This is a genomic window from Marinobacter salsuginis, assembly GCF_009617755.1.
Lineage (GTDB): Bacteria > Pseudomonadota > Gammaproteobacteria > Pseudomonadales > Oleiphilaceae > Marinobacter > Marinobacter salsuginis.
In genome coordinates this window covers 1,508,743-1,521,007 of the sequence record NZ_BGZH01000001.1, presented here as the reverse complement: position 1 = coordinate 1,521,007, position 12,265 = coordinate 1,508,743, and the positions used below count along the sequence as shown (strand labels likewise).

Annotated in this window: 12 protein-coding genes; 7 read left to right on the top strand and 5 right to left on the bottom strand. The window is 56.8% G+C overall.

Annotated elements, in window-relative coordinates; translation table 11 throughout:
* Position 1: 1 nt before the first annotated feature.
* Positions 2-181, bottom strand: a complete 180-nt coding sequence (locus tag GJU83_RS07035; protein ID WP_069182795.1) for a ribbon-helix-helix protein — start codon at positions 179-181, stop codon at positions 2-4.
* A gap of 112 nt (positions 182-293) precedes the next feature.
* Here GJU83_RS07035 and dauA point away from each other — a divergent pair, with 112 nt between their 5' ends.
* Both dauA and GJU83_RS07025 read left to right on the top strand, forming a co-directional pair.
* A complete protein-coding gene (gene dauA, locus GJU83_RS07030) occupies positions 294-2,045 on the top strand; it encodes a C4-dicarboxylic acid transporter DauA (protein WP_069182036.1) in 1,752 nt (583 codons plus the stop codon).
* A 71-nt stretch (positions 2,046-2,116) separates the two neighbouring features.
* Positions 2,117-4,063: a CASTOR/POLLUX-related putative ion channel gene (locus tag GJU83_RS07025; protein ID WP_069182035.1), complete on the top strand. Its 1,947-nt coding sequence runs from the start codon at positions 2,117-2,119 to the stop codon at positions 4,061-4,063.
* A gap of 6 nt (positions 4,064-4,069) precedes the next feature.
* Here GJU83_RS07025 and GJU83_RS07020 read toward each other — a convergent pair whose 3' ends face one another.
* The 3 genes from GJU83_RS07020 to GJU83_RS07010 are packed head-to-tail and all read right to left on the bottom strand — an operon-like array spanning position 4,070 to position 6,313.
* A complete protein-coding gene (locus tag GJU83_RS07020) occupies positions 4,070-4,459 on the bottom strand; it encodes a CBS domain-containing protein (RefSeq protein ID WP_069182034.1) in 390 nt (129 codons plus the stop codon).
* Positions 4,460-4,472: 13 nt separating this feature from the next.
* Complete coding sequence (locus GJU83_RS07015) at positions 4,473-4,823, bottom strand: transcriptional regulator (protein ID WP_069182033.1); 351 nt, start codon at positions 4,821-4,823, stop codon at positions 4,473-4,475.
* The gene (locus GJU83_RS07010; RefSeq protein WP_069182032.1) at positions 4,820-6,313 is read right to left on the bottom strand and encodes a DUF1538 domain-containing protein; all 1,494 of its coding nucleotides are present in this window, start codon (positions 6,311-6,313) and stop codon (positions 4,820-4,822) included. Before GJU83_RS07010 ends, GJU83_RS07015 begins: the two co-directional genes overlap by 4 nt.
* 278 nt (positions 6,314-6,591) lie before the next feature.
* On the opposite strand from GJU83_RS07010, the gene GJU83_RS07005 reads away from it, so the two are divergent.
* The 5 genes from GJU83_RS07005 to GJU83_RS06985 all read left to right on the top strand — a co-directional run bounded on the left by GJU83_RS07005 (position 6,592) and on the right by GJU83_RS06985 (position 11,168).
* Positions 6,592-8,184 (top strand): isocitrate lyase, encoded by a 1,593-nt coding sequence (locus GJU83_RS07005; RefSeq protein ID WP_069182031.1) that lies wholly within the window; start codon positions 6,592-6,594, stop codon positions 8,182-8,184.
* Positions 8,185-8,559: 375 nt separating this feature from the next.
* Positions 8,560-9,561: a hypothetical protein gene (locus GJU83_RS07000; protein WP_069182030.1), complete on the top strand. Its 1,002-nt coding sequence runs from the start codon at positions 8,560-8,562 to the stop codon at positions 9,559-9,561.
* A 54-nt stretch (positions 9,562-9,615) separates the two neighbouring features.
* Positions 9,616-9,966 carry a hypothetical protein gene (locus GJU83_RS06995; protein ID WP_069182029.1) on the top strand — a complete coding sequence of 117 codons (351 nt, stop codon included), beginning with the start codon at positions 9,616-9,618 and terminating at the stop codon, positions 9,964-9,966.
* Positions 9,967-9,978: 12 nt separating this feature from the next.
* Positions 9,979-10,671: a C39 family peptidase gene (locus GJU83_RS06990; protein ID WP_083231724.1), complete on the top strand. Its 693-nt coding sequence runs from the start codon at positions 9,979-9,981 to the stop codon at positions 10,669-10,671.
* Positions 10,672-10,676: 5 nt separating this feature from the next.
* Positions 10,677-11,168, top strand: a complete 492-nt coding sequence (locus GJU83_RS06985; protein ID WP_227514417.1) for a hypothetical protein — start codon at positions 10,677-10,679, stop codon at positions 11,166-11,168.
* Positions 11,169-11,186: 18 nt separating this feature from the next.
* Here GJU83_RS06985 and GJU83_RS06980 read toward each other — a convergent pair whose 3' ends face one another.
* A complete protein-coding gene (locus GJU83_RS06980) occupies positions 11,187-12,260 on the bottom strand; it encodes a transporter family protein (RefSeq protein WP_069182028.1) in 1,074 nt (357 codons plus the stop codon).
* Positions 12,261-12,265 lie beyond the last annotated feature (5 nt).

Here is a 12,265-nt window from a genome sequence, read left to right as displayed (position 1 = left end):
TTCAGGATCTTTTTTCGCGTTCTTCTCGCCAGTCGGGGCCCAGCCTTTCTTCCACGTATTCCCGGATGAATTGGCGCACCCTCTGGGAAGGGGTTACGTCTTCCTGCTTGCACAGTTCTTCAAAGGCGGCCTTTTTTTCCGGGTCGATCAGTAACGTCAGACGGGCAGTGCGTTTTTCCATGGAGTTGTTCATAACCTTTGGTGATTGCTAAGTATGTTAATCATCTTAACATTGAATGAATATTTTATGAGCATATAATTTGCAGGCATCAGTTGCAATCAACGAGTCTTTCATGCCGCATCGCGCCCACCTGTTTTCACTCCGGATAGCCCACGCATTCCGAGAAGCCTGCATCGATGAGCCCTATCGCGGAAGGCGATTTCTACGGGATCTGATGGCCGGTGTAACGGTGGGCATTATTGCCATACCTCTGGCCATGGCGTTGGCGATTGCCAGTGGTGTTGCGCCACAGTACGGGCTCTACACTGCCATTATTGCCGGGTTTGTAATTGCACTGACTGGTGGCAGCCGGTTCAGTATCTCCGGGCCTACGGCTGCCTTCGTTGTTATTCTCTATCCGATCGCCCAGAGCTATGGTCTGGGTGGTTTGCTGCTGGCTACCCTGATGTCCGGCGTTTTGCTGATGATCATGGCTCTGATGCGGCTGGGGCGATTCATCGAGTACATTCCGGAGTCTGTCACCCTGGGGTTCACCGGAGGCATTGCGGTGGTGATTGCCACTCTGCAGGTCCGGGATTTTCTGGGTCTGCCGGTTGGCGATATGCCCGAGCACTACTGGGATAAACTGGCGTTGCTGGCAAGCGCGTTGCCGGAGTTTGATGCCATGAGCACGCTCGTGGCCGGTGTCACCCTGGCTGTAATGTTGCTCTGGCCAAGACTTAAAACCCCGTTGCCTCCGCATCTGCCGGCTGTGGTGATCGGGAGTCTTCTGGCACTGTGGTTGAATACACAGGGCGCTGCTGTCGAAACCATTGGTTCAAGGTTCAGCTATCTGCTGCCCGATGGCTCGATGGGGGCGGGTATTCCGCCTTTCCTGCCAGAGTTTGCCTGGCCCTGGCAGCAGGCGGGGGCATCGGGCGAGCCAATTGGCTTGTCATGGTTGCTGGTTCGTGACCTGCTACCTGCCGCGTTTGCCATTGCGATGCTCGGCGCCATCGAATCCCTGCTCTGTGCCGTGGTACTGGATGGCATGACCGGAAAACGCCACAGCGCCAACAGCGAGTTGATGGGGCAGGGGCTTGGCAACATCATCACGCCGTTTTTCGGCGGCATTACCGCGACCGCAGCTATTGCCCGCTCTGCCGCCAATTACCGCGCTGGCGCCGAGTCACCCGTATCGGCCATGGTGCATTCGCTGGTAGTGCTGCTTGCCCTGGTTTCACTGGCGGGCCTTCTGGCCTATCTGCCGATGCCGGCCATGGCGGCCCTGCTGGTGATGGTGGCCTGGAACATGAGTGAGGCGCCCAAGTCACTGCATCTGCTGAAAACCGCGCCGCGCAGCGATATCCTGGTTTTTATCACCTGCTTTTCGCTTACGGTGCTGCTGGACATGGTAATTGCCATCACCACCGGAGTCTTGTTGGCGGCCGTCCTGTTCATGCGGGAAATGGCCCAGATGACCAAGGTCACGGATATCACACTGAGTAAACGGATTGCGGAAGCTCGACTGCCCGAGGGCTGGCAGGTCTTCAAGATCAATGGTCCCTTGTTCTTTGCCGCTGCAGACCGGATTTTCGGCGAGCTGGCGCTGATGGCCAGAAACGCGCGCGGGTTCGTCCTCTATATGGACGGCGTCACCATTCTCGATGCCGGAGGGCTGTCTGCCCTGAACAAACTGATTGCCACCTGTGAGCGGGACGGTACGCAAATTGTGATTGCCGACCTCCAGTTCCAGCCGTTGCGAACCCTATCTCGCGCCGGTGTCGTCCCGGTGCCCGGCGTAAGCCGCTACATGTCCTCCCTGGACGAAGCCTTGCGGCTGATTGCTGAACCCGGCGCTGCATCCGGCCAGCCCGCCGGATAAAACATTGATTCCCGAAGTCCCGGAATGGTTTACCCTTAGGCGATAAGACTACGCGCAAAAGAAGGAATGCCATGCTGCCTTTCCGGCTGATCGACCGAGTGAAATTCATACTGGAACGCCAACTGGTAAAGGGGGCGGGCTTCCAGCTTCTTGTGGTCGGTGTGTTCATCGGCCTGATTTCCCTGATTGGCGGCCTTCTGGTGGTCCCCCAGGGCGGAGACTTCGAGGAGCCGGGCTCGGCCATCTGGTGGGCTTTCCTTCGGCTGACCGACCCCGGATATCTGGGGGATGATGTCGGCACCTGGCAGCGAATCGTCTCGACGCTGCTGACAGTTCTGGGGTACGTGGTGTTCATGGGCACCCTGGTGGCCATCCTGACCCGATGGCTGATAGCCAAGATGGCGGACCTGGAACGCGGTCTCACACCGGTAACGCTTAAAAACCATGTGGTGGTGCTGGGCTGGACCAGCCAGACCCTGCCCTTGCTTTCTGAATTGCTGGGCTCCAGTGGCCGGATGCGCCGCTTTCTGGAAAAGCACGATGCCCAGAAACTGAATCTTGTTGTGCTGTCGGAGGAGGCTTCGGCGGCCCAGGTTCACGAGCTGCGGAGTGAACCGGGCATCGGCCGCAGGGCCCGCCAGATCATCCTGCGCTCAGGGTCGGCGATCCAGCCGGATGCCCTGCATCGGGTGGCCTGTCTGGATGCCGCGGCGGTTATCGTCCCCAGTGCCGCCCATGAGGCCGGAAGCCTGGTGACCTCGGATGTGGAAACCGTCAAGGCACTGCTCTCCATTGCGGCCCAGGCCAGGCAGCTCAAGTCTTCCTTGCCTTTCGTTGTGGCCGAGATCCAGGACGTTCGCAAGCTCCCGGTGATTGAGCGGGCCTATCCAGGCGCGGTGGAAGTGGTAGCGGGCGATGCCACGATCAGTCGTCTGATGGTTCAGAATATTCTTCATCCCGGGCTATCGGAGGTATACAACGAATTGCTCACTGCCGGTGAGGGCAACGAGATTTACATCCGGGGCGGAGAGTCGTTGGGCGGAATAACGCTTGGTGAGCTGGCCGCGGCCCGGCCCGAGGTTATCGTGCTGGGCCTGTTGAAACAGCGCGGTTCAGGCTGGGACGTGCAACTGCTGGCACCCTCAGACTCACGAATTGATCCGGCCGATCGGGTAGTGATCATGGCCCGGGACTACTCCGAGACCGAACCCGATCCCAAAAAGACACCTTTGCCGGAGCTGGAAAGAGGGCAGGCGGTGCGCGTCGACCGGCCTTCTGACCAGGCCAACCACCGGGTTCTGGTGCTGGGCTGGAACCGGCGGGTGCCCAGTCTGATTGCGGAATTCCTCAGTTACGGACACCGTCATTTCGAGGTGGACCTGGTATCCGTGGTTCCGAAAGCCGAGCGGGAACAGGCGATTGCCCAGTACGTGGAGAATGCCGATCGCCTGACCTGCCGGCATATCGAGGCGGATTATATGGTGGAGGGAGAACTGCGCCGGATCGGGCCAGCGGGCTACGATACGGTGATCCTGCTCAGTAGCGACCGACTGGCCTCCGGCGAAGAGGCCGATGCCCGTGCAATGGTGGGGTATCTTCAGCTCGAGGACATCCTGGCCGATTTTGCCCGACGGCCCCAGCTGATCATGGAGTTGAGTGACCCGGACAACCGCCACCTCTTGTATGGGCACCAGAGTGAAATGTTGATCAGTCCCATGATTCTGAGTCACGTACTGGCCCAGGTGGCCCTGCGGCGGGAGCTTCGGATCGTGCTGGATGAACTGTTTACCGTGGGCGGTGCCGAGATCCAGTTCCGGGACCCGGCGGATTACCCCTTGCCCGCCAGTGCGACCTTTCAGGTGCTGGAGAAGACGGTTGCCGCTGAGGGTGAGCTTGCCCTCGGTGTCTTTCGCAAAAAGGCCAATGAACGTGGGCGTCACCTGCAGCTGAATCCGTCCCGGAAGGAGTACCTGGAGTTGCAGCCGGGCGACCGTCTGGTGGTGTTGTGCCTGACCTGAGCGTCCTCAGTCGATGCTGTCGAGCAGGGCCGCCATGATGTCGTCCATGACCACAAAGCCCTTGAGGTCGTTATCCGCCAGCACCAGGAGACGCTTTACCCGGTACTTGCTCATCAGGCTTGCCGCATGCCGAACGTTCAGGTTCTCGCCGACGCTGATCACCGGCTTGGCGCAGGCGTCATACACGTTGAGGAGATCGATATCGCCGTCTTCGGCGATGACGGTTTTCAGTACATTGGTGTAGGTGATCAGGCCCCAGGCATCGTGTTCGCTTGTCTTTTCCACCACCAGCGACTTCAAGGAATGCTGCTTCATCTTTGATAGCGCCTCGCGGATGCTGGCAAACGGAGAGATGGTGATCACGTCCCGAACCATCACATCTTTGACCAGTTTCATGGGTGTTCTCCGGTTACAGTGAATCTTTCAGGTGTTGTTCGAATTTTTCGACTTGTGACATGTCGATCCCACCCAGATGTTCCAGGGGAAGTGTGAATACAAGCCCCTTCGAATCGCTAAGGTCAGGCATGAGTATCTTCTGGATGGCTTTGAGAATATCGAGCGAAAGGCTCTTTTCCAGGACCATCAGCAGAATGCTCTGGCTGCCATCGTAGGTCAGACCGAAGAAGGTTTTCTTGGCGGTATTGCTGATACCGCGACCAGAAAGCACCGTGATGCCGCCGGCACCAAGATCCCTTGCGGCATCAACGCAGTCTTGCTCCTGATCCTCGGGAACGATTGCTACCAGTACCGAAAATTTCATGGGTCTGTCTTCCTCTGCTTTGCGAGCATTTCAACAATGATGGCGTAGCTCATCACCGTCACAATCGGAAAGATGGAGGCGAAGGCGATCAGGCCGAAACCGTCGATGAGCACGTTGCGGCCTTCGATGCTGCTTGCCAGGCCAATACCCAGAGAGGTCACCAGAGGTACGGTCACCTCTGAGGTGGTTACCCCACCAAGATCGTATGCCAGGGGGATGATGTACCTGGGGGCCAGCGCGGTCAGGACGATGACCAGAATATAGCCGCCAATGATGTAATGGTGAATGGAATCGCCACTGATAATCCGGTGAACGCCAAGGGTAATACCCATCGCGACGCCAACTGCCACAATGAGTCTGATGGCGTTGCCGTTGATGGTGCCGGCGGCCGCCTGCTCCGCCTGGTGTCCGATCGCGATCAACGCGGGTTCGGCCATGGTGGTGGAAAAGCCGATCATGAAGGCGAAGAGGTAGACGAACAGATACTCCTCCATCCCCATCAACTGTCGGGCCATGCTTGTTCCGATGGGAAACAGGCCAAGCTTGAGCCCGACTACGAAGGCATACAGCCCCAGCACCACCAGCGCAAATCCGAACAGGATCTTGCGGGGATTGGTCAGCCCACGGCACAGAACCAGATACTGGAAAAACAGGATGGTAATGATGATGGGAAGGACGTCGCGGACCATCCCGGCAAGATCGAGCAGCATGCCCAGCACAACGGGTGTCTGGTCGACTGTTCCATTCTGGGCCGCCGTTGGCAAAGCGACCGGGTCTGCGGGGGCACCGGAATACACAACAATCCCGTACAGCTGAACGGTGATCATCGGAACCATGACGGCGAGGGCTACCAGACCGAAGCCGTCCAGTAGCGGATTGCGCCCCCGAATGGAGGCTGCCAGGCCAATACCCAGAGCGGCAATCAGGGGAACGGTAACGATGTTGGTGGTAACGCCACCGGAATCGTAGGCAAGGCCAACAATCTCGGGCGGTGCGAACCAGGTGATGATCACCACAACGATGTAGCCGATGATCATGAACCACTGCAGCGGGTAACCGAAGATGGTTCTGAACACGCCCAGGGCCACCACCAGCCCGACAGAAACGGCCACCAGTATCCTGAGTGTCAGGGCCTTGATCTTGCCCTCGCTGATTTCCTCGGCCTGCTGGGCTACCGCAATGAGCGCCGGCTCGGCGACCACGGCGGAAAAACCCATGGCGAAGCCGAACGACAACAGCACGGGTACCGAGCCCTTTCGGGCAAACTGATTGGACAGGCTTTTCCCGACCGGAAAAATGCTTAGCTCCAGACCCTGAAGAAACAGGGCGACACCCACTGCCACAATCAGCAGGCCTGCCGCCATCACGAAGATGTTCTCGGGTATTTGCTGGAGAATCAGAAGCTGGAAGAAGACAACGACGGCGATGATCGGAAACAGATTTTTCAGGGCATGCAGCAAGGAATGACTGAAAGCTTGCAGATAGAACACTGTTTGCGCCTGGTGGGTTCCGGTTAAAAGTGCTGGTTGGACACCGTAACAATAGCCATGGTTCCCGTGTTGATCCAGCTCAAGACCGGCGTCAATTCACCATTCACCAGGAAAATGCCGAAAATAGATCATATAAATTTCAATTATAAATTTGAAACCACTAAAGTAACCCTCAACGTCATCGCTTTGCTCAAAAAGTGAGCAGGTTGTTGGCTTCGGAAGTTGCTGTACGCTTCTCCCTAACGACTTAGAAAACCAACGTAGAAAGGATTGAGACCATGCCCTACGCACAAGACGTTGACCAGATTGCTTCCCTGTTGAAGCAGCACCCGACCTGGAACGCTATCAACCCGAAGCACGCCGCTCGCATGCGCGCCCAGAACAAGTTCAAGACTGGTCTGGACATCGCCAAGTACACCGCCAAGATCATGCGCGAAGACATGGCGAACTACGACAAGGACACGTCCCAGTACACCCAGTCCCTGGGCTGCTGGCACGGCTTCATCGGTCAGCAGAAGCTGCTGTCCATCAAGAAGCACTTCGGTACCACCAAGCGTCGTTACCTGTACCTCTCCGGCTGGATGGTTGCCGCCCTGCGCTCCGAGTTTGGTCCGCTGCCTGACCAGTCCATGCACGAGAAGACGGCTGTATCCGGCCTGATCGAAGAGCTGTACACCTTCCTGCGTCAGGCAGATGCCTGGGAACTGAACCACCTGTTCCGTGCTCTGGAAGAAGCCGAGAAAGCTGGTGACAACGCCAAGGCTGAAGAGCTGATCAAACAGATCGACAACCACGAAACTCACGTTGTGCCGATCATTGCCGACATCGACGCCGGTTTTGGTAACGCCGAAGCCACTTACCTGCTGGCCAAGCAGATGATCGAAGCCGGTGCCTGCTGCATCCAGATCGAGAACCAGGTGTCTGACGAGAAGCAGTGTGGCCACCAGGACGGCAAGGTTACCGTTCCGCACGCCGACTTCCTGTCCAAGATCAACGCCGTTCGTCTGGCGTTCCTCGAGCTGGGCGTGGATGACGGTGTTATCGTAGCCCGTACCGACTCCCTGGGCGCTGGCCTGACCCAGAAGCTGGCTGTTACCGACGAGCCGGGCGACCTGGGCGACCAGTACAACAGCTTCCTCGACGGCGACTACATCGAGGACGCTTCCGAGATCAACAACGGCGACGTGGTCATCAAGTCTGACGGCAAGCTGATGAAGCCCAAGCGTTTGGCCTCCGGTCTGTTCCAGTTCCGTCCGGGCACTGGCGAAGACCGTGTTGTTCTGGACTGCATCACCAGCCTGCAGAACGGCGCTGACCTGCTGTGGATTGAAACCGAGAAGCCGCACGTTGGCCAGATCGCCGGCATGGTTAACCGCATCCGTGAAGTAGTGCCCGATGCCAAGCTGGTCTACAACAACAGCCCGTCCTTCAACTGGACCCTGAACTTCCGTCAGCAGGTATTCGACGCCTGGAAGGAAGAAGGCAAGGACGTATCTGCCTACGACCGTGACAAGCTGATGAGCGAAGAGTACGACAACACTGAGCTGGGTCAGCTGGCTGACCAGTGGTGCCAGAACTTCCAGCGTGACGCGTCTCGCGAAGCGGGTATCTTCCACCACCTGATCACCCTGCCGACTTACCACACTGCGGCCCTGTCTACCGACAACCTGGCCAAGGGCTACTTCGGTGACGAAGGCATGCTGGCTTACGTTGCCGGTGTACAGCGCAAGGAAATCCGTCAGGGTATCGCTACCGTTAAGCACCAGGACATGGCTGGTTCCAACATCGGTGACGACCACAAGGAATTCTTCGCTGGTGATGCGGCCCTGAAGGCCGGTGGTAAAGACAACACCATGAACCAGTTCGGTTAATCGACGGTTCGGATGTTGCTGAGGCGGGCCTGACCGGTTCGCTTCAAACCACAAAACCCCGCCTTGTGCGGGGTTTTGTTTTTCTGACACCTCATTTCTTCTGTATGTGTCTGAAACGACCGTATAAACTTCCCATATCCCCCTTTTCATTTGCACTCGCTGTTTCATCGCTGAAACAGTTTCGTCATCACCAAGACCGGATGGATTTCAGGCGCTCAAAGGAAAAACCATTAAAAACAATGCTATGAATGCGAATTTTCGGTATTGGCACGGGAATCGCTCCTTTGTTCTGGCGGGTCTGAACCTTGGCTTACCCGAAGGCTAGCGGGTTGGGTCGGATCCCTTAAAAGCCAACAACTCAAAGGAAATGACATCATGAATACTAAAAAAACACTGCTAGCAGCTGCCATCGCGATGGCAATGGGCGTTTCCGGTTTTGCCTATGCCGATCAGGGCGGGGACGGTGATCCGAATACCAATGCGGACAACACCTCCACCGCTAACAACGACCAATCCGGCAATACTGACTCCGGTAACGACAATTCCACTGACAGCTCGGACAACAGCACCAACGTGGCTGATTCGTTCAAGATTGCCGACAGTGGCAACGACAACTCCACGGACAGTTCCGATAACTCAACCAATGTTGCGGACAGTGGCAACGACAATTCCGACAACAGCACCGACGTGGCCGATTCGTTCAAGATTTCCGACAGTGGAAATGACAATTCGGACAATTCCACCAACGTAGCTGACAGCGGAAATACAGCTGTGGCCGATAGCGGAAATGATAACTCCGACAATTCCACTAATGTGGCAGACAGCGCAAACGACAGTTCCGATAATTCCATCAATGTCGCGGACAGCGGCAATGACAGTTCGGACAACTCCACCAATGTCGCCGACAGTGGAAATGACAGTTCCGACAATTCCACCAATGTTGCGGACAGCGGAAACGACAATTCCGACAACTCTACCAATGTGGCAGACAGCGGGAATGACAGTTCCGATAACTCCACCAACGTTGCGGATAGCGGCAATGACAGTTCCGACAACTCCACCAACATTGCCGATAGCGGAAATACCACTATCTCCGACAGCGGTAACGACAGTTCGGATAACTCATTGGCACTCGATCTGGACGTGTTCCTGAACAACGCTGATCTGGACGGCAGTGTATCGGGCTCTTCAACCTCCTATGGCGATGCCAACGGCAGAGCGTCCTACACCGAGGCTCGCAACCGCAACGAAATCTCCGGCGGCTCGGCGAACTACACCGGCGTTGGCGCCTTTGCCCAGAATGCCGGCAACGGCAGCGTTACACAGGCAAATGTCAGTGTAATGTCCAACCTGTCCACCGGTGGTGGCGGCCAGTAAGGAATCCAGGCCGCACCTTGGCGGGTGCGGCCCGGTTATTCCGGGAGAACTGCCATGGGTTACGTCATCAGATGGAAACTGAAGGCTGCCTTGCTGGCGCTATTGGTTACAGGAGCGGGATATGCTTCGGCCGAGGAGTGGATGGACGCCCATTCCCTGTCGGAAGATCAACTGGAAGATGCCAGCGGTCGCCAGGGAATCCCGCTGCAATGGCAGATCAACAATAACCAGCAGAATGCGAACGTCTCCGATAACCTGCTGTCCGGAAACGTTGTCACTGGCAATAACAGTATTTCCGACAACGCCTTCGGCAACATGAGCGGAGTCGCCACGGTTATCCAGAACACGGGTAATCAGGTGGTCATTCAGGACAGTACCCAGATCAACATACTGATCAATCACTGACGGAGGTGGGCCATGACCAGGAAGGTTCTTGTCGCGGTTTGCGCGAGTGCCGGGCTGCTGTGGTCCACCGCATTTGCCGGATCGGTCATGGTTCCCGGTATAGGCGGGGATTTTCGTCTTACCGTAAAGAGTTTTGAAAGCCGTCGCTTCGACAGTGTCCTGCGCCAGCAGTACGACTTCAGTTGCGGCTCTGCGGCAGTGGCCTCGTTATTGTCGTTTCATTACGAGGATCAGGTCACCGAGCACGAAGTCTTTATCGACATGTTGGCCTTGGCAGATGAAGAGAAGGTGCGCCGGCATGGGTTCTCCATGCTGGATATGAAACGTTACCTGGGGTCCAGAGGGTATCGGGCCGATGGGTTTCGCTTGCCATTGGAAGGGCTAAGGGAGAAGGTGCGCCTGCCGATGATTGTCTTGCTGAACATCGAGGGTTTCCGTCATTTTGTGTTGATCAAGGGCATCAGCGATGACGAGGTACTGATAGGCGATCCTGCCCGGGGTCTGAAAGTCTATCCCCACGAAACATTCAGCGAATACTGGGATGGCACTGCCTTCGTTATCCGCAGTCACCTTGATCAGGGGCGTGACCACTTTCTTGACGACGGCCATTGGCCACAGGTGGCCAGGGCCCCTTTGCAAAAAGGGCTCGGGGGGCCATCTCTCGGTCACACGCTGCCCTACTGGCCCTCCACGAGGGAATGGTGATGATCATGAAGGGCAGGATGCCTGCGGTCGCATTACTCGTTTTTGCCTGTTCGGCCCTGACGCCAGTGGCTCGCGCGGAAATGAACCCCGGAGTTGAGCCCATCAGTGACGGGGAGCTTTCGGAGTACCGGGGCGGCTTCCTGATGGATAATCTGGAGATCAGTATTGGCCTGGAACAGGTTGTTAGTATTAATGGTGACACCCTGGTAATCAACCGATTGACTATTCCCAACCTCAACCAGCCCGTTAATGACCGTTTGCTGGACCACCAGATGGAAACAGTACTGGAAGTGATCAGTGCCAACCGTAGTGGTGGTGCGCGGGTGGCCAGCCATATGGCAGGTCCCAGTGGCTGGATGACGGTGGTTCAGAACAGCCTGGACAGCACTGTCATACAGAATATGCATCAGTTGAATATCGAGCTGAATAACCTGGGTGCGGGAAATCAGTTCCCGGCCCGATTCAGTGATCAACTGATTCAGTTGCTTGGCCGCTGAAAGAACCCCGATCCCACGCTAGAGACTGATTGGAAGCTTGAGTGTAATCTCGCTGTTGGGCGCGTTTTCCGTAACGCCAATACTTACCGTCAGGTTAAGAGATGTGGATCGCGACAGGCGCTGGGACAGCCCGAATGAAAGAGACCCGATCTGAATTCGGTCGAAATTGGATTCGAAGAGATCAATGTCTCTCTCGAATGTGGTTTTTCGAATGATCGAGTGATCGTAGCCGAGGCTGAATGATGTGCGATCGTTAAACGCGAATCCCATCCCGAAGCCGAAGCGCACGATGTCGCCGGGGTCAACGGTGCCGCCATTTTCAAAGCCCTGCTCCTCTTTGAGGGTCCAGACATAGCTCAGATTGCCGAACAACACGGCCGGGTCTGTGGGGTAGATGAAAGAGAGTCCGGGTTCGAATGCCCAGAAGCCTGAACCTGTTGGCCGGCTCTCCAGCTCGACGCCAATCGGGTTGCCCTGATTATCCTCGATGACCCGCTGGTCAACATCATAGGGGCCTTCACCGGTTGGCGCCCTGACACGCAGCGCGCCGATTACGTAGGGCCAGCCCCCGAGGCCATCAGTCAGTTGATAGCGAGCTGATACTTCAACATCACCGAGACCCTCGCCAGAAGACTCACGCAGGGTATCCACCGGAGTGCCCTGGAAAACCTCACGCTCTCTCAGGTCCTCGTTGATGCTCAGGTAAGGCACCCGGACCGCCGCTTCAAACTTGCTGGTAAATCCGTATTTGAGTGACACGGCGCCGACGAAAATATCGCGCTGGATTTCTGAAATATTGATCAGTCCGATCAACAGCGCAGGGATGACGGTGTAGCCTTCGATCGCGACTGCCGTCGAGTTGCTATGGGCATGGGAAAAGGATGGCTCAATGGAAAACCGGCCCGGCCGGGTGACGATACCGCGATCGGCGGTTATGGAGGCGATATCGGTCGCCGGGTCGTGACCCGCGTCAGAGGTTGTCCGGATTTCGGTGGCCAGGGGGGCGTCATCCCGGTCTGCCTGAGCGGCTTCAACCAGCATCGCCGGACCCAGAGAAACAAGCGGGATGAGCCATAGTGTGTTTTTATTCATGCGAA

What these genes read in the sequence shown, in the direction of transcription:
- GJU83_RS07035 (WP_069182795.1), bottom strand. Translation starts at nt 181, where the DNA reads ATGGAAAAACGCACTGCCCGTCTGACGTTACTGATCGACCCGGAAAAA.
- dauA (WP_069182036.1), top strand. Translation starts at nt 294, where the DNA reads ATGCCGCATCGCGCCCACCTGTTTTCACTCCGGATAGCCCACGCATTC.
- GJU83_RS07025 (WP_069182035.1), top strand. Translation starts at nt 2,117, where the DNA reads ATGCTGCCTTTCCGGCTGATCGACCGAGTGAAATTCATACTGGAACGC.
- GJU83_RS07020 (WP_069182034.1), bottom strand. Translation starts at nt 4,459, where the DNA reads ATGAAACTGGTCAAAGATGTGATGGTTCGGGACGTGATCACCATCTCT.
- GJU83_RS07015 (WP_069182033.1), bottom strand. Translation starts at nt 4,823, where the DNA reads ATGAAATTTTCGGTACTGGTAGCAATCGTTCCCGAGGATCAGGAGCAA.
- GJU83_RS07005 (WP_069182031.1), top strand. Translation starts at nt 6,592, where the DNA reads ATGCCCTACGCACAAGACGTTGACCAGATTGCTTCCCTGTTGAAGCAG.
- GJU83_RS07000 (WP_069182030.1), top strand. Translation starts at nt 8,560, where the DNA reads ATGAATACTAAAAAAACACTGCTAGCAGCTGCCATCGCGATGGCAATG.
- GJU83_RS06995 (WP_069182029.1), top strand. Translation starts at nt 9,616, where the DNA reads ATGGGTTACGTCATCAGATGGAAACTGAAGGCTGCCTTGCTGGCGCTA.
- GJU83_RS06990 (WP_083231724.1), top strand. Translation starts at nt 9,979, where the DNA reads ATGACCAGGAAGGTTCTTGTCGCGGTTTGCGCGAGTGCCGGGCTGCTG.
- GJU83_RS06985 (WP_227514417.1), top strand. Translation starts at nt 10,677, where the DNA reads ATGAAGGGCAGGATGCCTGCGGTCGCATTACTCGTTTTTGCCTGTTCG.
- GJU83_RS06980 (WP_069182028.1), bottom strand. Translation starts at nt 12,260, where the DNA reads ATGAATAAAAACACACTATGGCTCATCCCGCTTGTTTCTCTGGGTCCG.